Consider the following 21418-nt stretch of genomic DNA (forward strand, 5'->3'; position numbering starts at 1 on the left):
TATCAACCCATACCAGCATGAATAAGCCACTCCAGACTATTGACACCCATTCAGTCATGTTTATTACTCCGCGTCCAGAAGTAGTGATGGTTGAAGGCAAGGGCTCATGGCTAACAGATAACAACGGCAAGCGCTATTTAGACTTTCTACAAGGTTGGGCAGTGAATTGCTTAGGTCACGGCAACCCAGGGATGATTGAAGCGCTCAATGCGCAAGCAAAGAAGTTGATCAATCCAAGTCCTGCGTTCTACAACGAACCGATGATTGGTTTATCCAATCTGCTTACAGAAAACAGCTGCTTTAACAAAGTGTTCTTTGCGAACAGTGGCGCCGAGGCTAATGAAGGTGCTATTAAGTTGGCACGCAAATGGGGTCAGCTCAATAAATCTGGCGCCTTTGAAATCATCACCTTTGATCACAGTTTTCACGGTCGCACATTGGCAACGATGAGCGCCTCCGGAAAGCCGAACTGGGACACTATGTTTGCTCCACAGGTTGCAGGCTTTCCCAAGGCAGATTTAAATGATTTGGAGTCTGTCAAAAAACTGGTGACTGATAAAACAGTTGCAGTAATGCTCGAGCCAGTTCAAGGTGAAGGCGGCGTGATTCCAGCAACCCCTGAATTTATGCGTGAACTACGCAAGTTCACAAAAGAAAACAATATTCTTTTGATTGCTGATGAAGTGCAAGCAGGCTGCGGACGTACTGGTGCCCTCTTTGCCTACCAAAACTATGGCATTGAGCCAGACATCATGACTTTGGGTAAAGGCATTGGTGGTGGCGTTCCATTGGCAGCCTTATTGGCTACCGATGCAGTGGCTTGCTTTGTGCCTGGCGATCAGGGCGGAACATACAACGGCAATCCTTTGATGACTGCAGTAGGTATTAGCGTGATTGAGCAGCTCTTGGCACCAGGATTTTTAGATAGCGTTAAAGCCAAAGGCGCACTTCTCAAATCAGAATTGCTCAAGCTTTGCGCTGAATTTAATCTTGAAGGCGAGCGCGGCGAAGGCTTGCTGCGCGCTTTAATGCTCGGAAAAGATATTGGCCCAAAATTGGTTGAGCTGGCGCGTGATCGTAGCCCCGAGGGTTTGTTGATTAATTCACCAAGACCAAACCTGCTGCGCTTTATGCCTGCTTTGAATGTCTCTGATGATGAAATTCGTCAGATGTGTAATATGCTGCGTGAGTTACTCAAGGATATAGCGTAAGACTTACCGCAGCTAACTGCCTACTTATTCACCGAGATAGGCAGCTCTCACTCTTGAGTCTTCCAGCAAATCTTTGCCAGAGCCACTGAGAGTAATTAAGCCACTCTCCATCACATAAGCGCGATCTGCCATCTGCAAAGCTAGTCGTGCGTTCTGCTCTACGAGCAAAATAGTCATCCCGCTCGAGGACAAACTGCGAACAACATCAAAAATGGTCTCGACCATGATGGGGGATAGGCCCATTGAGGGCTCATCTAACAGCAATAACTTAGGCTCAGCCATCATCGCCCTGCCCATTGCCACCATCTGCTGCTCACCGCCAGACAGCGTGCCCGCCAGCTGAGATAAGCGCTCTTTTAGTCTTGGGAAATACGAATACACCTCTTCAAGCTTACGCTCGATATCTTTGGGACTGGTTTTTAAGTAAGCACCCATTTGGAGGTTCTCTAAAATCGTCATGCGCTTAAATACACCGCGCCCTTCAGGCACCATGCCCAGACCTAGGCGCACCAATTCATATGCAGGCAACTTCCTAGTTTCCTGATTTGTAAAATGAATCTCGCCAGCTGAAGGTGTCAGCAAACCAGCAATAGCTTTCATGCTAGAACTTTTGCCAGCGCCATTCGCACCAATCAAAGCAACAAGCTCGCCTTGATTGACATGCAAATCTATTCCTTTGACAGCGTTAATGCCGCCATAGGAGACCTTGAGATCTTTTACATGAAGTAAGGCGCTCATCATGCAGCCCCTTGTCCGAGATAGGCTCTGATGACCTCTGGATGCGTACGTACATCTGCAGGCTTCCCGGAGGCAATCACCTTGCCGTAATCAAGCACAGTTAGGCTATCGCAAATACCCATCACCAAGCTCACATCATGCTCAATTAACAAAATCGTTTTACCGTCAGCACGAATACGCAACAATAACTCGCGAAGCTCCAGCTTCTCAGTAGCATTCATGCCGGCAGCTGGCTCATCTAGTGCCAAGAGCTTAGGCTCAGTCGCTAATGCTCTCGCAATTTCTAGGCGGCGCTGATGTCCATACGAAAGATTGCGCGCCTGCATATTGGCGAACTCACCAAGACCAACATAAGCTAAGAGCTGCTGGGCCTTTTCTCTGATGGCGCGCTCTTCGCGCTTAGCAGATGGAAAGCGAAAGATTGCGCCGAGTAATCCGGCTTTTGTGCGGCAGTGACAACCTACCATCACATTTTCCAACACAGACATTTCACCAAAGAGCCTGATATTTTGAAATGTTCTAGCAAGGCCAGATTTAGTTACCTCAGATACAGACTCTGGAAAATAAGATTGACCATCAAATAAAAAGATCCCGGAGTCAGCTGGATATAAACCAGTGATGACATTAAAGAAGGTGGTCTTACCAGCGCCATTGGGACCAATCAATCCAACGATTGAACTATGCGCCACTTGCAGACCAACAGAGTCTAGGGCCTGAACACCGCCAAAACGTTTTGAAACGTCAGTGACATCTAGAAGCAAGTGATCTGATCTTGTCATTACCTTGCCCCACTCTTTTGCCAAATACCGCCTGGACGATAGAGCATGATCAAAATTAAAGCCAAGCCATAAATCAACTGACGAATGATTTCCACGTCAACAATGACATGACCAAACAGAAACTGTTGAACTGGCTGCGCAATGCCGCGCAATACTTCCGGAAATAACGCCAAAAGTACGGCGCCCAAAATCACTCCTGGAATGTGCCCTATGCCGCCTAGAACCACCATAGCCAAGACTACGATGGACTCCCATAGGGTGAATGACTCCGGAGAAACAAAGCCCTGGAAAGCGGAGAACAGCACCCCTGCTACTCCAGCAAAAGAGGCGCCAATAGCAAAGGCCAGTAATTTCATATTACGAGTATTGATACCCATCGCTTTAGCAGCAATCTCGTCCTCACGAATCGCGATCCAAGCACGTCCAATGCGCGAGTCTTGTAAATGCAGACAAACGATTGCTACTGCGATTGCCAGCAGAAGGAATAAATAGAAAATCAAATACAAACCTGGTATTTGCACAAAACCTAAATCCAAAGGCTTCGTAAAGGAGATACCAAATAACTGAATGGGATCTATTCCGGAGATTCCCTTGGGGCCATTAGTGAGGTTGAGAGGGCGATCCAGGTTATTCATAAAGATGCGAATAATTTCACCGAAACCCAAAGTCACTATCGCTAGATAATCCCCGCGCAATTGCAAGGTAGGCAAACCCAAGATCAATCCAAAAAGAGCCGCCAAGATGATCGAAAATACTGCAACCATCCAGGGCGAAAAGTGCATACCCTCCGGAAAGGTCGCTGCAATGCTTTCAAACTGAGTTGGTAAATGAGGGGAAGCCATTAAGGCAAAGCTATAGGCGCCTAGCGCATAAAAAGCGATGTAACCCAAATCCAAAAGACCCGCAAAGCCAACAACCACGTTTAAGCCTAAAGCGAGCACGATATAGAGCAAGGCAAAATCAAGCACTCGCACCCAATAATTACCACCACCAGCCCCTACCACCCAAGGTAGCAGCACTAAAGCAATAGCTCCAAGCCATAAGTAGGCAGAGCGGCTCAAACGATTGGTAAAAAGGTCTTTAAGCACGATCAGAAACCTTCTCGCCCAATAAACCGGTGGGACGCAATACCAAGACTAAGATCAATACCAAGAAAGCAAAAATATCCTGATAGTTAGACCCAAAGACTCCACCGGTGAGCTCACCGATATATCCGGCGCCCAAAGATTCAATCAAGCCCAATAGCAAACCACCCAACATCGCGCCCTGCAGATTTCCAATTCCGCCAAGAACAGCCGCGGTAAATGCTTTCAGACCAGGAATGAAGCCCATATAAAAATGAACGTTGCCATAGTTGCTAGCAATCATGACGCCGGCAAGACCTGCCAATGCGCCGCCCAACATAAACGTAATTGAGATGACACGATTTGGATTAACGCCCATCAATGCAGCAATTTGAGTTTGCTCAGCAGTAGCGCGCATTGCTCTGCCTAGCTTTGTTTTTTCAACCAAAAATAATAAGCCAGCCATCACTACCAAGGCTACTATGATGATCACGATTTCTTTGCCGGTAATCGTCGCACCACTACCCCATAAATCAATTGGAGTTGAAGGTAGTAATTGTGGGTAGGTCATTGGATTACGTGACCAAATCATCATGGCGATGGTTTGCAGCAAAATGGACATACCAATAGCGGATATCAGTGGTGCCAAACGAGGCGCATTGCGAAGAGGGCGATAAGCAATCCGCTCAATCCAGTAACTCAATCCCGCACAGACTGCCATCGTAACCGGTAAGACAATCAGAAGGGTGAGCCAACCAGGTAAGTCACTTGTTAAGCTCAAGATCAAGCGCAGTAATGAGAGTGAAACCATTGCGCCAATCATCAGGACTTCGCCGTGTGCAAAATTGATGATCCCCAGCACGCCATACACCATGGTGTAACCCAGTGCGATCAAGGCATAGATGCTACCTAGCACTAAGCCATTAATGATCTGCTGAAGAAGAATATCCATGGAGTTTTGGGATTTATTTAGTCTTGATAAAAAAATAGCACCGCAGTAGCGGCGCCATTTTTTATTGAAGTGTCATTACATCTTAATGACATCAAGCACTGTTTTCTTTTTATCTTTGAAGTCATACAAAGTAATTACACCTTCTTTCATATCGCCTTTGTTATCAAAAGCAATATTACCTACTAAACCTTGTATTTTTGTGTCAGGCATAGCAGCCAAAATCTTTGCAGGATCGGTTGAGTTTGAACGCTTCATAGAATCTACTAAAACATAAACAGCGTCATAAGTGAAAGGCGCATAAATTTGCACATCTGTATTAAAGCGTTCTTTGTAACGCTTCTGGAAGTCCGCACCTTGCGCCATCTTTGATAAAGCCATACCAGCCTCAGAGCAAGTTACATTAACCACTGCCTCGCCAGCCAATTCAGCAAGCTTCTCGGTACACATACCGTCACCACCGACCACTTTCGCTTTAATACCAAGCTCAGCTGCCTGTTTAGTTAATGGACCACCGGTGGCGTCCATGCCGCCGTACATGATGACATCTGGCTTGCTGCCTTTAATCTTCGTCAAGATAGCCTTGAAATCCGTAGCTTTGTTATTGCTCGCTTCGCGAGTAACTACTTTTACTCCAGCCGCTTTGATCGTTTTCTCAAACTCATCAGCTAAGCCTTTGCCGTACTGAGTGGAGTCATCGATGATGGCTACCGTTTTTGCCTTCAAGGTATTAGCAACATAGTTAGCCAAGGCTGGACCTTGTTGTGCATCAGTTGCCACCAAACGATAAGTCGTTTTAAAACCTTGCTTGGTGTAATCAGGATTAGTAGCAGATGGTGATACTTGTGTAATGCCTGCATCACTATAAATACGTGAGGCTGGAATACTTGTTCCAGAATTTAAGTGCCCCACTACGCCAACTACTTTGGCATCTACTAACTTTTGAGCTACTTGCGTGGCTGTCTTTGGATCTTCTGCATCATCCTCTGGCACCAAAGTCAGTACTACCTTTTTTCCATCAATGGTTAAGCCTGCTTTATTGATCTCTTCGAGCGCTAAGCGTGCGCCATTTTCATTGTCTTTACCCAAGTGGGCAATGGGGCCTGTGAGTGGAGCAACGTGGCCAATTTTTACTTCAACAGCATCCGATGGAACTGCAGCAGATTTATCGCCACCCTTGCCACAGGCTGCTAGTAGTAAAGCTGAAGCTGCTAAAGCAAGAGCACTTTTTGTTATGTGTGATTTGTTCATGTACAGCTCCTCTGTTATGGATTTATGTATCGATACTTCAATCAACTAAATTTTTTGGTAAAGAAAAGGTGACATCTTCTACAACACCATCTAGTGCGCGCACATGTCGTGGGCCAAACTCCTGAATGCGACTGACGATAGACTGGGCCAAACTTTCCGGAGCAGAAGCCCCTGCAGTTAAGCCAACTCGCTTTTTGCCAGCAAACCATTCCGGCTTTAATTGCTCTGGTGCATCGACCATGTAAGCAGGTACACCAAGCTTTTCAGCAAGTTCGCGCAAGCGATTAGAGTTAGAGCTCGTAGCACTTCCCACCACAATAACCACCTGAACTTGAGGGGCCATAAATTTCACAGCATCCTGGCGATTCTGAGTGGCATAACAAATATCTTGTTTACGAGGCTGAACAATATTGGGGAACTTTTGGGTTAACGCTTCAACAATTTCTTTCGTCTCATCTACTGAGAGTGTTGTTTGCGTAACAAATGCAATCTTCTCTTCGGCTGAGAACGGCAAAGCACTTACATCGCCGAGCTTCTCAATTAAGAACACACCCTCTTTAACCTGGCCCATGGTCCCTTCAACCTCGGGATGGCCCGCATGACCAATCATCAATACTGTGAAACCCTCTTTGCACATTTTGACGACCTCAAGATGAACCTTGGTAACCAAAGGACATGTAGCGTCATACACCTGCAAACCTCTTGCTTCAGCGTCTTTACGCACTTCTTGAGAAACCCCGTGAGCACTAAATACAACAATGCCACCCTTAGGGACTTCATGCAATTCATCCACAAACACTGCGCCCTTATCGCGCAGTTCATTCACCACATATGCGTTATGCACAATTTCATGGCGCACATAGATCGGCGCACCAAAGCGATTCAGCGCTTCATTCACGATATTGATTGCACGATCAACGCCCGCACAAAAACCACGCGGTTGCGCCATCAAAATTTCTGCGTTATTGGAATCACTCATTATTTACAGAATCGCCACAATCTCTGCTTCAAAAGTTACTGGTCTACCTGCAAGAGGGTGATTGAAATCAAACCATGCGCCCTCTTCATTAATCGATTGCAAAACACCCGCATACTGGGCACCGCCTGGAGCATTGAACTCGATCACATCTCCAGGATTAAATTCCACATCGTCATCTCTGCCTTCTTTCAAAGCTTTAAGAGATACCCATTGCACCAAATCTTCTTTACGCTCACCAAAACTTTCTTCGGGAGCAAGCAGTGCACTTTTTTTCTCACCAACACCTAAACCCAGCAAGACCTTTTCAAAGCAAGGAGCAAATTGTCCAGACCCCATCAAAACCGTCGCAGGACGATCGATAAAAGTATTGATGTAATCCTCCCCATTAGGCAAAGTGAGCCGATAGTTGAGAGTCAAATAGGAATTAGGCAAAACGGTAAGCTTAGTCATAAGGTGATTGTATCTAGGCCAGCGCTTGCTGTGCATTCTCCAATCACAGATTGGCCCAAAAATGAGCAACCCAGAGAGAAGCTGCGTACAAAAGGAGCTGCAGCACTTTCCGACGCAGAATTGCTGGCTATTTTTCTGAGAGTGGGAGTCAAAGGGAAAAGCGCTGTGGCTCTAGCCAAGGATCTACTGCATCACTTTGGAAGCCTCCCACGACTGCTAGCCTGCAGCCCCCAAGAATTAACCCAGATTCACGGCATGGGCCTATCTAAGTGGGCGCAAATTCAAGCGGCCTATGAGCTGGTGAAACGAAGCTTGGAGGATGGCCTTACGCAGGACCCTATCTTTTCATCACCTAACCATGTCAGGGAGTTCTTGCAGGCCAAAATTGGCCGCCTTCCCCATGAGGTCTTCCTTTGCCTTTACTTGGACTCCAGGCTGCACTTAATTGAATGTGAGGAGCTTTTTAGAGGCTCCATCACACAGACGACTATTTACCCCCGGGAGATCCTCAAAGAGGCTCTAGCGAAAAATGCCAGCGCTCTCATCGTCGCGCATAACCATCCCAGCGGCAATCCACTTCCCAGCGATGCAGACCAGGAGCTGACAAAGGTGCTCCTAAATGCACTCCAATTGGTAGATATTCAACTACTGGACCATTGCATTGTGAGTGGCAGCGGTTTTTTCTCTTTTTCTGACGCAGGCCTTATGAAAAATGGCAATTAATGATAGTAAACACTAACTTATAGGGTGATTTTAGGTGTGAGGCCCCTTTTTAAGACCAATTCCCCCAAACTAAACACAATTAGGGCTAGCCCAAAATAGGCTGGGACTGATACAATCTTCTTTTTTCGCAATTAATGGAGTTATGTCATGGCAAAAGTTTGCCAAGTCACTGGGAAGAAGCCGATGGTTGGCAACAATGTATCCCATGCAAACAATAAAACGAAGCGTCGCTTTTTGCCGAATTTGCAAAACCGTCGTTTCTGGGTTGAATCTGAAAACCGTTGGATTAGCTTGCGCTTAACCAATGCTGGTTTGCGCGTTATCGACAAGAACGGCATCGATGCTGTGTTGTCTGATCTCCGTGCACGTGGCGAAATTTAAGGAGCGCACAAATGGCTAAAGGCGGCAGAGAAAAAATCAAGTTAGAGTCATCAGCAGGTACTGGTCACTTCTACACAACTTCAAAAAACAAGCGTACAAAGCCTGAGAAAATGGAGATCATGAAGTTTGATCCAACCATTCGCAAGCACGTTGCTTACAAAGAAACAAAGCTGAAGTAATTACTTCTTTCAGCAAATAAAAAACCCGCTAAATCAGCGGGTTTTTTATTGTCTAGAAATTTATTTAAGCGTAACGACGCAATCTCAAAGAGAACTCACGCAAGCTAGTTAAGCCGCTCTCTTCTGCGTGCTGACACCAAGCGTGCAACTGCGATAGTAATTGTTCTTTGGTGGCTGAAGAACGACTCCAGATTGCTTGTAACTCACGACGCATTTCAATCATCTTTCGCAACTGAGCATTGCTTGCCATCAACTCTTCAAGCTTTAACTTCTCTTGTTCAGTCAAGCGTGACTCGTCCTTGGCTAACCAAGTGCGAGCATCACCCAGATGCGCAGCTAAGACCTGCATGTGCTGCACCTCATTACTAAAGAAGCTACGCAATGTCTTGCTATACCGGGCCATGATTTCATAGCGATTTGCAATGATGGCTTCTAAAGTATTTTGATCTGCAGGACGCAAGTGACTCAGCACTGGTTTAGGAGGTGTTTTTTTCACAGTTGCTAAACCAACAGCGCTCATGATCTGGATATACATCCAACCGATATCGAACTCGTACCATTTATTCGATAGCTTCGCACTTGTTGCAAAAGTGTGATGATTGTTATGCAGCTCTTCACCGCCAATCAAAATTCCCCAAGGCACAATATTTCTGGAAGCATCTTCACAATCAAAATTGCGATAGCCCCAAAAGTGGCCAATACCGTTAATCACGCCAGCAGCTGTAATTGGGATCCATAACATTTGTACTGCCCAAACCGTTAAGCCAATCGCACCAAATAAAAACAAATCAATGATGAGCATGATGGCAACGCCCTGCCAAGAAAACTTGGAGTAAATGTTGTGCTCAACCCAATCATCGGGAGTGCCATGGCCAAACTTATCGAGAGTCTCTTGGTTAGCCGCTTCTTTTTTATAAAGCTCAGCGCCGCGAGAAAGCACAGTATTAATTCCTAAAACTTGCGGGCTATGTGGATCATCTACAGTCTCGCACTTAGCGTGGTGCTTACGATGAATGGCAGCCCACTCCTTGGTCACCATGCCTGTAGTTAACCAAAGCCAAAAACGGAAGAAATGCGAAACAATTGGATGCAGATCTAAAGCACGGTGCGCCTGGCAACGGTGCAAGAAGATAGTGACTGCGGCAATCGTGATGTGGGTGGCTACCAGGGTAAAAACGGTAATCTGCCACCAAGACCAATCTAAATATCCATTGGCAAGCCAGTGGAGAAACAAATTAAAACCTGAAGCTGTATTCAAAAGGGATTCCCTAAAGAGATCTAAACCTCTATTTTAGTTCTTTAGGGGCCTTCTTGTTTTTGACCTTAGTCTCTTTTTGATCGTCTTTTTCAGATTCAGGGGCTGGGGCGGCTGTCTTCTTTTGGAAAACTGCTCCAAAGAAACCGTCCGTTCCATGAATATGAGGCCATAACTGCCACCAAGGAGTGTCAGGACTGCATCCTAAAGGTAATTTTTCCTTTGGAAACAATGGCTTAAGAACTTCGGCAGCTGGAACAACCTCAAATTGGGGGTGTTTTGCCAGAAAATCCTCGGCAATCGCCTGATTTTCTTGAGGCAATAGGCTGCAGGTCGCATAAACCAGGCGACCACCTGGCTTTAATAGCCGTGCAGCCGAGTGCAGGATGTTCATTTGCTTCTGGTTTAACTCCAAAACCCCCTCTGGGGTCTGGCGCCACTTCAAGTCAGGATTGCGTCGCAAAGTACCCATGCCGCTACAAGGGGCATCTACCAGCACTCGATCAATCTTGCCGGCAAGGCGTTTGATCTTGGCATCGTTCTCACTATCAATCCATACAGGATGTACGTTAGAAAGGCCGCTACGGGCTTGTCTTGGCTTCAAATTCGCTAAGCGACGCTCTGATGTATCCAAGGCATATAGACGCCCCGTGGAGCGCATGATGGCTCCTATCGCTAGAGTCTTGCCGCCAGCACCAGCGCAAAAGTCCACGACCATTTCACCGCGCTTTGGTGCAAGAAGATAAGCCAAGAGCTGACTACCTTCATCCTGCACTTCAAACATGCCTGCTTTAAAGCCTGGCGTATTTTGTAATGCTGGTTTACCCATAATGCGCACACCATCAGGTGCATATGGAGTTGGGATTGCTTGATAGCGACCACCTAATGCATTCATCTGCGCGAGCAATTCTTCGCGATTGGTTTTCATGGTGTTCGCACGCAAATCTAATAATGCTGGATGCATTAAAGATTTAGCCAGCTCTTCACGAGATTCTTCACCAGGATATTTACCAAATGCATCCCACAACCACTCAGGCAAATTATTACGAACGAGAGGATTTAAGGCAGCAGGATCAACTGTTGCAAAACGTTGCAACCATTCATATTCACCAGCTTTTAATACATGGGCTAAGTCAGCAATCGCGCTCTCCGCACGATTAGCAGAACCCAATCCTCCCTCAGACAAAGCGGACAGCAAACCCAATAGGGCTAAGCGTCTGGCTTGAGAGCCCTCACCGCTAGAAGCAAATTGTGAGAACTCATTTTTACGACGCAAGATCGCAAATGCACTTTCTGCAATCAAAGCGCGGTCACGATTTCCAAGTTGCTTCTCTTCTCTGAAATAACGACTGACTACTCGGTCTGCTGGTTGCTCAAAACTGAGCAACTCTGGAAGCAAGCGCTCGAGATGAATTGCATGCTGTGGCAATGCTTTTGCATTAGAAAAATTCTTTTGACCTTCAGGCGCGATGAGATTACCGCTGGCATTGCGACGCTCAGGTCGACGCAATGGATCTTTCGATTTCGCTGCGTAACTTTTGTGGGGGGCTAATCTGCTGCCAGATTTGCGGGGTGGACGTTCTGCACTCATAATTTAAAAAATTGCGACTCCGGGGGTTGTAACTTCACTTGATTACCTTCTATTCGCAATCGTCCATCGAGGAACCATTTTACGGCCCGCGGGTAAATTTGATGCTCAGCCGTCAAAACACGGGCCGCCAAGGTATCCGCATCATCCCCCTCTAACACCGGAACTGAGGCCTGACAAATAATTGGCCCCTCATCCACACCCTCATTCACAAAATGGACTGTAGCGCCATGCTCTTTGACTCCAGCCTCTAAAGCCCGCTCATGGGTATGTAAACCAGGGAAGGCGGGCAATAACGCTGGGTGGATATTGATTAAACGGCCCTCGAAATGACGAATAAATCCTGGGGTCAAAATTCTCATAAATCCAGCAAGAACCACTAAATCAGCCCCTAAAGCGTCTATCTGATGAATTAAGGCGGCGTCAAAGGACTCTCGGTTGGGATGCTCTTTATGCTCAATTGCAAAAGCCGGAATACCCTGCGAGCGAGCAAAATCAAGGCCCTTAGCCGCTGAGTGATTCGCTATCACCCCTGCAAATGTGACTGGCCATTGCTCTTTTTGGGCTGTTTTGTATATGGCCTCGAAATTAGATCCGCGGCCTGAGATTAAGGTGACGATAGAAGGCATGCCCACAATATAATTGATGGCTACCCTGAAAGCGATTTTGTGAACGTATTCCGTGGCCCCACCCAGTTTTCTGCAGGACCAGCTTGTGCCCTAACCATCGGTAATTTCGATGGCGTGCACAGGGGTCATCGCGCCCTACTCAAGGAACTTGTCGATGGCGCCAAGAATCGAGGCTTGGTCAGCTGCGTCATGACCTTTGAGCCACATCCAAAAGAATTCTTCTCCCCAGAACAAGCGCCGCCCCGCATTCTGAATTTGCGTGACAAATTAGCAGCGCTTGCCGATCTCGGAATTGACCGTGTAGTTGTGGAGCATTTCAACTCCGCTTTTGCAAAACTCACCCCAGAACAATTTGTTTATGAAATTATCGTCAAGCGATTAAATGCTAAATGGATTTTGATTGGCGATGATTTTTGCTACGGTGCTAAACGCGCAGGTAACTTTGCTAGCTTAAAAGCTGCTGGCGAAAAATATGGTTTTGAGGTGTCAAGTATTCAAACGATCCAAGAAGGCGGCGAACGCATTTCAAGCTCTGCGCTGCGCACAGCACTTGCAAGTGGCGATATGCAGTTAGCTGAAAAATTATTAGGTCGTCCTTACGGAATTTCTGGGCACGTTATCCATGGTCAACAGCTCGGTCGTCAATTAGGTTTTCCTACTTTGAACTTGGCGGTTGCCAATCACTTACATCATCGCAAACCAGCGACTACCGGAATCTTCACCGCACAAGTTTTAGGTCTGAGTGATAAGCCGCTGCCAGCAGTGGCCAGCCTGGGCGTCAGACCCACAGTGGAAGATGAAGGCAGAGTATTGCTAGAGACCCATATCTTTGATTACAACGCGGATGTATACGGGAAAATTATCACCGTAGAACTCTTAGAAAAAATCCGTGATGAGGCGAAGTACCCAGACCTCGAAACCCTTACACAAGCGATTGCATCTGATGCAGCGCATGCCAGAAATTATTTCCAGAAAAAAGCTTATGTCTGAAAAAGAAAACTCTTATCCCGTTAATTTGCTTGATACCTCCTTTCCGATGCGAGGTGATTTAGCCAAACGCGAACCACAGTGGGTTGCTAGCTGGCAAAAAAATAAGCTCTACGAAAAAATTCGTGCCGCACATGCTAACCAACCAAAGTTCATCTTGCATGATGGCCCTCCATATGCAAACGGCGATATTCATATTGGGCATGCAGTCAATAAGATTTTGAAAGACATGATTGTGAAGTCCCGCTGGCTCATGGGTTTTGATTCTGCATATGTGCCAGGCTGGGATTGCCATGGCATGCCAATTGAAATTCAGATTGAAAAAGAGTTTGGTAAAAATTTACCAACTGCTGAGGTTCAATCTAAAGCACGCGCCTACGCGCATGTCCAGGTTGAGAAACAGAAAAAAGATTTTGAGCGCTTGGGCGTTCTGGGGGATTGGAATAACCCCTATCTCACCATGAACTTCCGTAATGAAGCTGATGAAATCCGTGCTCTGGGCAAGATCTGGGAAAAAGGCTATGTCTTCCGCGGCTTAAAGCCTGTGAACTGGTGTTTTGATTGTGGCTCTGCACTTGCAGAAGCTGAAGTGGAGTATCAAGATAAAACCGATCCAACAGTTGATGTCGGTTTTGCATTTGACGATGCTCAGCGTCCACAGCTAGCAAAAGTATTTGGACTTTCTGAGTTGCCCAATAAGCCAGGTCAAATTGTGATCTGGACAACAACGCCTTGGACTATTCCTGCCAACCAAGCGATGAACGTTCATCCAGAGCTTACTTATGCACTGGTAGATGTTGGCGATAAATTATTAATCCTCGCAAAAGATCGCGTTGAAACTTGTTTGCAGGACTATGGTCTTGAGGGCAAAGTGATTGCGACTTGCCAAGGTGCACAGTTGGCAAATATTTCTTTCTGGCATCCATTGGCGCCATTACACGAAGGCTACAAACGCCTCTCACCAATTTATCCGGCTGAATATGTCACGCTCGATACAGGTACAGGCATTGTTCACTCAGCACCCGCTTATGGTGAGGAAGACTTTAAATCCTGCAAAGCCAACAAACTTGCTGACAAAGACATTCTCAATCCAGTCATGGGCAACGGCGTGTACGCATCTTGGTTACCACTCTTCGCCAATGAATATATCTGGAAAGCAAACCCCAAGATTGTTGAAGCAATTCGTGAAGCGGGCAGCCTCTTACGCGATAAAACCTATACACACTCATACATGCATTGCTGGCGCCATAAGTCGCCGATTATTTACCGCGCTACCTCACAATGGTTTGCGAGCATGGATAAGAAGCCATCCGATGGCAAAGCTAGCTTGCGTGAGACTGCTCTAGCCGGCATTGAGAGCACTGAGTTCTTCCCTGCCTGGGGTAAGCAACGCTTAAACAGCATGATTGCCAATCGTCCTGACTGGACTTTGTCACGTCAGCGCCAATGGGGCGTGCCTATGGCTTTCTTTGTCCATAAAGAAAGTGGTGAGCCACACCCACGCACTGTTGAACTCCTTGAAGAAATCGCCAAGCGCGTAGAAAAAGAAGGTATTGAAGCCTGGCAAAAATTAGAAGTTACCGAACTGCTGGGCGAAGAAGCCGCCCAATACGAAAAGAACAAAGACACCCTAGACGTTTGGTTTGACTCCGGCACAACGCACTGGCACGTTATTCGTGGCTCACACCGCGATGAGTTGTTAACTGCTGATGCAGAAACACTAAATGGTCGCTTGGCTGATTTATACCTTGAGGGCTCAGACCAGCATCGCGGCTGGTTCCACTCTTCTCTACTGACTGGCGCCATGCTTGATGGCAAGCCACCATATAAGGCACTCTTGACTCACGGCTTCACCGTGGATGGTCAAGGACGCAAGATGAGTAAGTCAGTGGGCAATGTGATTGCCCCTCAACAAGTAGCAGACAAGCTTGGTGCAGAAATTATTCGCCTCTGGGTGGCTTCTACTGACTACTCAGGCGAAATGACGATCTCGGATGAGATTCTCAAGCGCGTGACAGAGAGCTATCGCCGTATTCGCAATACCTTGCGCTTCTTGCTGGCCAACCTGTCAGATTTTGATCCTAGCAAGCACACCATGCCTGCAGACCAGTGGCTTGAGATTGATCGCTATGCTGTTGCGCTTGCCAATGCATTACAGAATGACGTGGAAGCACACTACAAAGCTTATGAATTCCAACCTGCAGTCGCGCGCATGTTGACTTTCTGCTCTGAAGATTTAGGCGGCTTCTACCTCGATATTCTGAAGGATCGCCTCTACACCAGCGCACCTGACTCCCCTGATCGCCGTGCAGCGCAGAACGCTCTATTCCACATCACTCGCAATCTCTTGAAATGGTTATCTCCATTCCTCTCCTTCACTGCAGAAGAAGCATGGAAAGACTTCCCACATGGTTCAGGAAGCAAGCCTGCTGAATCCATCTTTATGGAAGAGTTTGGCCAGTTCCCAGAAATTGCTCATGCCGATGAATTACTCGCCAAATGGAGTCGCATTCGTGAAATTCGCTCTGAAGTTACCAAGGCAATTGAAGTCGAGCGCGAGGCCGGCAATGTGGGCTCATCTTTACAAGCAGAACTGACAATCAAAGTGGGTGATATCGACTTTGCGATTTTGCATTCGCTTGAAGATGACTTACGCTTTGTCACTATCACCTCTAGTGCCAATATTGAGTTGAGCAATGCAGGCTTAGAAGTATTGGTAAGTGGCAGCCAATATAAAAAGTGTGGTCGCTGCTGGCATCACACCAAAGATGTGGGCGGCAATACTGATCACCCAGAATTATGTGGACGCTGTATCAGCAACTTATTTGGCGATGGCGACCACCGCCTGTTTGCCTGAGATACCTTTATATGAAAAGTCTCACTCTGCTTCGTTACCTCGCAATTGCGATCATCGTGCTCTTGCTAGATCAACTTAGCAAGTGGTCAGCGCTGAGTAATTTGCAAATGGGTGTACCTGTGCCGGTATTACCTTTTATGAACTGGTTACTCCTCTTTAATCCAGGCGCAGCATTTTCATTTTTAGCAGAGGGTTCTGGTTGGCAGCGCTGGTTCTTTACCATCCTTGGTCTAGGAGCGTCGATTTATATTATTTGGCTGCTGTATAAAAGCCAAAGCGACAAACTACTCTGCATAGCCCTGAGTCTTATCTTGGGTGGAGCCCTGGGCAATGTCCTGGATCGAGTCATGTATGGTGCTGTAGTCGACTTTATCGACCTGTATTACGCTAATTGGCATTGGCCGGCATTCAATATCGCCGATAGCGCCATCTGTATTGGCGCCGCCCTCATCATTTGGGGTGAATTACGCAAGTCATTTGGCAAATCTGCCCAATCCCATTAAGCTGGCGCCATGCAATCACTCTTAAATAAGAAGATCGTTCTCGGCATCTCTGGCGGCATTGCAGCCTATAAAGCTCCAGAACTTGCACGCCAGTTAATGCAAGAAGGCGCTTCGGTACAAGTAGTCATGACTGAAGCCGCGCAGCAATTTGTAACGCCAGTAACTATGCAAGCCCTCACAGGTAACCCTGTTTACTTAAGCCAATGGGATAGCAGCATTCCAAACAATATGGCGCACATTGAGCTATCTCGTTCAGCAGACGCGATTTTGATTGCGCCCGCAAGTGCAGATTTGATGGCCAAACTTTCATTGGGATTAGCTGACGACCTGTTGACTACGCTTTGCCTAGCAAGAGATTGCCCACTTCTGCTGACTCCAGCAATGAATAAACAAATGTGGGAGCACGTTGCTACACAGAGAAGTGCGCAAAGACTGACAGCAGATGGCGTTACCCTACTAGGGCCTGCGAGCGGCTTCCAGGCATGTGGTGAAGTCGGTATGGGCCGCATGCTCGAACCTGCTGAAATTACCGAGCAAGTGATTGCCTTCTTCCAGAAAAAATCCTTAGCTGGCAAAAAAGTACTAATTACTGCCGGACCTACTTTTGAAGCAATCGATCCAGTGCGGGGCATTACGAACCACAGCTCAGGCAAGATGGGTTTTGCAATCGCAAGGGCCGCTGTTGAAGCCGGCGCTCAAGTCCATCTCGTTGCTGGCCCCTGCGATCTTGACACACCACTGTTGGCAACAGGCCAAATTACTCGCACTAATGTAGTTAGCGCCAAAGAAATGCACGCAGCCACACTCAGCGCAGCCGACAGCGATGTTTTTTTCGCTGTTGCTGCTGTTGCTGACTGGGGAATCGCGAAGCCAGCCAAAGAGAAATTAAAGCGCCAAGGCAATCAAGCGCCAAACCTGGATTTTGTCGCCAACCCAGATATCTTGTTAGATATTGCCAAGTCCGTGAAGACCAAGGGTGGCAAGCCTTACCCTTACTGCGTTGGTTTTGCGGCTGAATCAAATGACCTAGAGAAGCATGCCGACGAAAAGCGTAAGCGCAAAGGCATTCCAATGATTGTCGGTAACATCGGCCCAGATACTTTTGGTAGCGACCTCAATCAATTGATTGTTATTGACGCTAGTGGGAGCAAGAAAATTGCTAAGGCAGAAAAACTGCAATTAGCACGTCAACTCATTCAATTAGTTGCCAAGAAAATTTAAGTAGCGCCCCACTTTTTTACTTTCATTCCCCGTTTTAGGAAATTCCATGCAATCTCTCCAAGTCAAAATTCTCGATGAACGTATGCGCGACCAATTGCCAACCTATGGCACACCTGGTAGTGCTGGACTCGATCTGCGCGCTTGCATTGATGAGGCGATCGAAATTGCCCCAGGTCAAACCGTTCTTGTGCCTACTGGCTTGGCAATATATGTGGAAGATCCAGGCTATGCAGCCTTCATTCTCCCGCGCTCAGGCTTAGGTCATAAGCACGGCATCGTACTGGGCAACCTAGTGGGCCTAATCGATTCCGACTACCAAGGCCAGCTGATGGTGAGCACCTGGAATCGTGGCTCAACCCCATTCAAACTGGAGCCGATGGAGCGCTTGGCCCAATTGGTGGTGATGCCCGTGCAACAGGTGGAACTTAAAGTAGTAGAAGAGTTCACCGAAAGCAGTCGTGGTGCAGGTGGTTTTGGCAGTACAGGCAGAGCTTAAGCCATACCCATTTTTTAACGCCCGTATCGTTGAAACAAAAAAGCCACCCGTAGGTGGCTTTTCTTTTGAGCACAAATTGCTTATTTACGAATATGCGCTTTGCGAGCAGCATCTTGTGACATGCCAGCACCAGCACCTTCACGAGACTCTTTTTCAGCAGTAATTTCTTTGCGGCGCTCTTTGCAAGAACCAGCAATCTCTTGCAACGCTTTACGAGCACGAGCAGCAGAAGCTTTAATGCCTTTGCCTTGAAACTTTTCATTTTCAGCTTTGTAGGTTTCAAAAGCTTCGAGTAATTTATCGTGATGGGACATATTTTCCTTTTTTGGTTTGTATTTATTTAAATAAATGGGTTCATTAAATTTCTTCGGCTGGTGCCACATCAGCCTTAGCACGCTTTCCTGGCAATACCGGTGCATCAAAGTTCAAGAGCACTTTGCCATCCGCATCAATATCAACATCCACATGACCGCCTTGGGCTAGCTTACCAAATAAAAGCTCGTCAGCCAGCGCTTTGCGCACAGTGTCCTGAATGATGCGTTGCATTGGGCGAGCACCCATTAAAGGATCAAAGCCATGCTTAGCAAGGTGTGCACGCAATGCAGCACTGAAAGTAGCATCTACTTTCTTCTCATGTAATTGCTCTTCGAGCTGCATCAAGAACTTGTCAACAACGCGCATGATGATGGACTCATCGAGCGCCTTGAAGGAAACGATGGCATCCAAACGATTACGGAACTCTGGCGTAAAGAACTTCTTGATATCAGCCATTTCATCGCCTGACTCACGGGCATTGGTAAAGCCGATGGTAGATTTCTGCATCGCTTCTGCACCAGCATTGGTAGTCATGATGATGATCACGTTACGGAAGTCAGTCTTACGACCATTGTTATCCGTCAGGGTTCCATGATCCATTACCTGCAAGAGAATATTGAAGATATCTGGATGCGCCTTCTCAATCTCATCAAGCAAGAGTACGCAATGTGGCTTCTTATTGACTGCCTCAGTCAGTAAGCCGCCTTGATCAAAGCCAACATAACCTGGAGGCGCGCCAATTAAACGACTCACTGCATGACGCTCCATGTACTCAGACATATCAAATCGCAACAACTCAATACCAAGGATGTAAGCGAGCTGTTTAGCTACCTCAGTCTTACCAACACCAGTTGGACCGGAGAACAAGAAAGAGCCAATCGGACGGTCAATCTTGCCAAGACCGGCGCGAGTCATCTTAATGGCGCTAGCCAATGCTTCAATTGCAGGATCTTGACCAAACACTACGCTCTTAATGTCGCGATCCAAAGTCTGCAACTTGCTGCGATCATCCACGGTAACGGACTGTGGCGGTATACGCGCAATCTTTGCAACGATCTCTTCGATTTCTGGACGACCAATGGTTTTCTTCTGCTTAGACTTAGGCAGGATGCGTTGTGCAGCACCGGCCTCATCGATGACGTCAATCGCCTTATCAGGCAAGTGACGGTCATTAATGTAGCGAGCTGAAAGCTCTGCAGCTGCAACCAAAGCGCCGGCCGCATATTTGACACTGTGATGCTCTTCAAAACGAGACTTCAACCCACGCAGAATTTGTACTGTTTGATCCACTGTTGGCTCTACTACATCTACTTTTTGGAAGCGACGAGATAGGGCGGCATCTTTTTCAAAAATGCCGCGGTACTCTGTAAAGGTGGTTGCGCCGATACATTTAAGCTGACCATTAGACAGTGCAGGCTTTAACAAATTACTTGCATCTAATGTTCCGCCTGATGCTGCACCAGCGCCAATCAATGTGTGAATCTCATCAATAAACAAAACACCATGGGCATGATCTTTAAGGGACTTGAGAACACTCTTCAAGCGCTGCTCAAAATCACCGCGATATTTAGTGCCCGCTAAGAGCGCACCCATATCTAATGAGTAAACCGTAGCATTGGCCAAAATATCAGGAACATCGCCTTTGACAATTCTCCAGGCTAAGCCCTCGGCAATCGCTGTTTTACCTACGCCAGCCTCACCAACCAACAATGGGTTGTTCTTACGGCGGCGGCACAAGACTTGAATAACACGCTCTACCTCGCTCTCGCGCCCAATCAATGGGTCAATCTTGCCTTGACGGGCCATCACGTTAAGGTTCTGCGTGTACTGCTCAAGAGGACTCTCTTTACCAGAAGAACCGGCCTCCTCAGTCTCTTGAGTAGGCTCAGCAGGCTTCACATGCTCAGACTGATCTTTGCGAACGCCATGACTAATGAAGTTCACTACATCTAATCGTGTAACGCCTTGCTGTTGCAAGAAATACACTGCGTGTGAATCTTTTTCACCAAAGATGGCAACCAATACATTTGCGCCAGTCACTTCTTTCTTACCATTCGATGTAGATTGCACATGCATGATGGCGCGCTGAATAACACGCTGAAAACCTAATGTCGGTTGTGTATCGACTTCATCATTACCGGGCACTACGGGCGTGTTGTCATTAATAAAGTTTTTGAGCTGGGCGCGCAGCTCTGCAATATTGACGGCGCAGGCTTTTAAAACCTCGACAGCGGTAGCGTTATCAAGCAAGGCCGCAAGCAAATGCTCGACCGTAATGAACTCATGTCGCGATGCCCTTGCGTCAACAAACGCCATGTGCAAACTCACTTCTAATTCTTGGGCAATCATGCTTCCTCCATAGTGCACTGTAGTGGATGACCCGCTTCACGGGAGAGTTCTATAACTTGATGCACTTTTGTGGCAGCAACATCGCGAGTAAAAATTCCGCAAACGCCCTTACCTACCAAATGCACTTGCAACATGATGCGTGTAGCTGTTTCATGATCTTTATTAAAATACTCCTGAATCACCATCACCACAAATTCCATTGGTGTGTAATCGTCATTTAATAGTAAAACTTTATACATCGAAGGCGCCTTAACTTGCTCGACCTGCTTTTCGAGAAGAATGGTGTCTTCAATATATGGATTACCGGGGTTGCCAGTAGTGGGATTTTTTGGTGCGCGACTCATGAGAAACATTCTAAACACAGATATTGAAACTTTAATTTCATAGGGTCTTGTTGCGAAAACCACGCAAAAACCCCTCTTAAACCCATATTGGGGCATTTTTCGATAAAAAAAGGGGTATTTACTAGGGGGTAGGTGCATATAACTCCTTGACACCCCTCCAAAAAGGGCAA

The 21418-nt window shown here is 47.0% G+C and carries 22 protein-coding genes; 9 read left to right on the forward strand and 13 right to left on the reverse strand.

The features are described 5' to 3' along the window. Positions 1-17 precede the first annotated feature (17 nt). Positions 18-1211 (forward strand): acetylornithine transaminase, encoded by a 1194-nt coding sequence (locus JaK3_RS03500; RefSeq protein WP_068320800.1) that lies wholly within the window; start codon positions 18-20, stop codon positions 1209-1211. A gap of 24 nt (positions 1212-1235) precedes the next feature. On the opposite strand, the gene JaK3_RS03505 is transcribed toward JaK3_RS03500, so the two are convergent. From JaK3_RS03505 to JaK3_RS03535, 7 genes are all read right to left on the reverse strand, one after another. After that, positions 1236-1952, reverse strand: coding sequence for an ABC transporter ATP-binding protein (locus JaK3_RS03505; protein ID WP_068320802.1), 717 nt, complete (start codon positions 1950-1952; stop codon positions 1236-1238). Then, positions 1949-2728: an ABC transporter ATP-binding protein gene (locus tag JaK3_RS03510; protein WP_068320804.1), complete on the reverse strand. Its 780-nt coding sequence runs from the start codon at positions 2726-2728 to the stop codon at positions 1949-1951. Before JaK3_RS03510 ends, JaK3_RS03505 begins: the two co-directional genes overlap by 4 nt. Continuing rightward, positions 2728-3816 (reverse strand): branched-chain amino acid ABC transporter permease, encoded by a 1089-nt coding sequence (locus JaK3_RS03515; protein ID WP_068320806.1) that lies wholly within the window; start codon positions 3814-3816, stop codon positions 2728-2730. Before JaK3_RS03515 ends, JaK3_RS03510 begins: the two co-directional genes overlap by 1 nt. Further along, complete coding sequence (locus JaK3_RS03520; RefSeq protein WP_068320808.1) at positions 3809-4744, reverse strand: branched-chain amino acid ABC transporter permease; 936 nt, start codon at positions 4742-4744, stop codon at positions 3809-3811. The genes JaK3_RS03515 and JaK3_RS03520 overlap by 8 nt, the downstream gene beginning before the upstream one ends. Before the next feature lie 75 nt (positions 4745-4819). Continuing rightward, a complete protein-coding gene (locus JaK3_RS03525) occupies positions 4820-5992 on the reverse strand; it encodes a branched-chain amino acid ABC transporter substrate-binding protein (protein WP_068320812.1) in 1173 nt (390 codons plus the stop codon). A 37-nt stretch (positions 5993-6029) separates the two neighbouring features. After that, positions 6030-6971, reverse strand: coding sequence for a 4-hydroxy-3-methylbut-2-enyl diphosphate reductase (ispH, locus tag JaK3_RS03530; RefSeq protein ID WP_068320814.1), 942 nt, complete (start codon positions 6969-6971; stop codon positions 6030-6032). A gap of 3 nt (positions 6972-6974) precedes the next feature. Next, entirely contained in the window at positions 6975-7421 is a 447-nt protein-coding gene (locus JaK3_RS03535; RefSeq protein ID WP_068320950.1) for an FKBP-type peptidyl-prolyl cis-trans isomerase, read from the reverse strand. Between the two features lie 30 nt (positions 7422-7451). Between JaK3_RS03535 and radC the strand changes: the two genes are divergently transcribed. From radC to rpmG, 3 genes are all read left to right on the forward strand, one after another. Continuing rightward, positions 7452-8144: a RadC family protein gene (radC, locus tag JaK3_RS03540; RefSeq protein WP_240480874.1), complete on the forward strand. Its 693-nt coding sequence runs from the start codon at positions 7452-7454 to the stop codon at positions 8142-8144. Positions 8145-8291: 147 nt separating this feature from the next. Continuing rightward, positions 8292-8525, forward strand: a complete 234-nt coding sequence (gene rpmB / locus JaK3_RS03545) for a 50S ribosomal protein L28 (RefSeq protein ID WP_011903570.1) — start codon at positions 8292-8294, stop codon at positions 8523-8525. A gap of 11 nt (positions 8526-8536) precedes the next feature. After that, complete coding sequence (gene rpmG / locus JaK3_RS03550) at positions 8537-8704, forward strand: 50S ribosomal protein L33 (protein ID WP_015421876.1); 168 nt, start codon at positions 8537-8539, stop codon at positions 8702-8704. 64 nt (positions 8705-8768) lie between these two features. On the opposite strand, the gene JaK3_RS03555 is transcribed toward rpmG, so the two are convergent. From JaK3_RS03555 to purN, 3 genes are read right to left on the reverse strand one after another with little or no spacing between them, the layout of a single operon-like run. Next, the gene (locus JaK3_RS03555; protein WP_068320816.1) at positions 8769-9962 is read right to left on the reverse strand and encodes a DesA family fatty acid desaturase; all 1194 of its coding nucleotides are present in this window, start codon (positions 9960-9962) and stop codon (positions 8769-8771) included. 28 nt (positions 9963-9990) lie between these two features. Further along, entirely contained in the window at positions 9991-11550 is a 1560-nt protein-coding gene (locus JaK3_RS03560; RefSeq protein WP_068320821.1) for an RsmB/NOP family class I SAM-dependent RNA methyltransferase, read from the reverse strand. Continuing rightward, a complete protein-coding gene (gene purN, locus JaK3_RS03565) occupies positions 11547-12176 on the reverse strand; it encodes a phosphoribosylglycinamide formyltransferase (RefSeq protein WP_068320823.1) in 630 nt (209 codons plus the stop codon). The genes JaK3_RS03560 and purN overlap by 4 nt, the downstream gene beginning before the upstream one ends. 39 nt (positions 12177-12215) lie before the next feature. Here purN and JaK3_RS03570 point away from each other — a divergent pair, with 39 nt between their 5' ends. Genes JaK3_RS03570 through dut form a run of 5 tightly spaced genes read left to right on the forward strand, consistent with a single transcriptional unit; the run spans position 12216 to position 18240 of the window. Next, a complete protein-coding gene (locus JaK3_RS03570; protein ID WP_068320825.1) occupies positions 12216-13166 on the forward strand; it encodes a bifunctional riboflavin kinase/FAD synthetase in 951 nt (316 codons plus the stop codon). After that, positions 13141-16020: an isoleucine--tRNA ligase gene (gene ileS, locus JaK3_RS03575; protein ID WP_420865684.1), complete on the forward strand. Its 2880-nt coding sequence runs from the start codon at positions 13141-13143 to the stop codon at positions 16018-16020. Before JaK3_RS03570 ends, ileS begins: the two co-directional genes overlap by 26 nt. Before the next feature lie 11 nt (positions 16021-16031). Beyond that, positions 16032-16523, forward strand: coding sequence for a signal peptidase II (lspA, locus tag JaK3_RS03580; RefSeq protein ID WP_068320828.1), 492 nt, complete (start codon positions 16032-16034; stop codon positions 16521-16523). Between the two features lie 9 nt (positions 16524-16532). Then, positions 16533-17744, forward strand: coding sequence for a bifunctional phosphopantothenoylcysteine decarboxylase/phosphopantothenate--cysteine ligase CoaBC (gene coaBC, locus JaK3_RS03585; RefSeq protein ID WP_068320830.1), 1212 nt, complete (start codon positions 16533-16535; stop codon positions 17742-17744). Positions 17745-17790: 46 nt separating this feature from the next. Continuing rightward, positions 17791-18240: a dUTP diphosphatase gene (dut, locus tag JaK3_RS03590; protein WP_068320832.1), complete on the forward strand. Its 450-nt coding sequence runs from the start codon at positions 17791-17793 to the stop codon at positions 18238-18240. 80 nt (positions 18241-18320) lie between these two features. Here the strand turns inward: dut and JaK3_RS03595 are convergent, their stop codons facing one another. Genes JaK3_RS03595 through clpS form a run of 3 tightly spaced genes read right to left on the reverse strand, consistent with a single transcriptional unit; the run spans position 18321 to position 21257 of the window. After that, a complete protein-coding gene (locus JaK3_RS03595; RefSeq protein WP_068320954.1) occupies positions 18321-18554 on the reverse strand; it encodes a hypothetical protein in 234 nt (77 codons plus the stop codon). 43 nt (positions 18555-18597) lie between these two features. Next, positions 18598-20904: an ATP-dependent Clp protease ATP-binding subunit ClpA gene (gene clpA / locus JaK3_RS03600; RefSeq protein WP_068320834.1), complete on the reverse strand. Its 2307-nt coding sequence runs from the start codon at positions 20902-20904 to the stop codon at positions 18598-18600. Then, positions 20901-21257 carry an ATP-dependent Clp protease adapter ClpS gene (clpS, locus tag JaK3_RS03605; protein WP_068320835.1) on the reverse strand — a complete coding sequence of 119 codons (357 nt, stop codon included), beginning with the start codon at positions 21255-21257 and terminating at the stop codon, positions 20901-20903. Before clpS ends, clpA begins: the two co-directional genes overlap by 4 nt. Positions 21258-21418: the final 161 nt, after the last annotated feature.

Source organism: Polynucleobacter yangtzensis (assembly GCF_001595965.1).
Classification (GTDB): Bacteria; Pseudomonadota; Gammaproteobacteria; order Burkholderiales; family Burkholderiaceae; genus Polynucleobacter; species Polynucleobacter yangtzensis.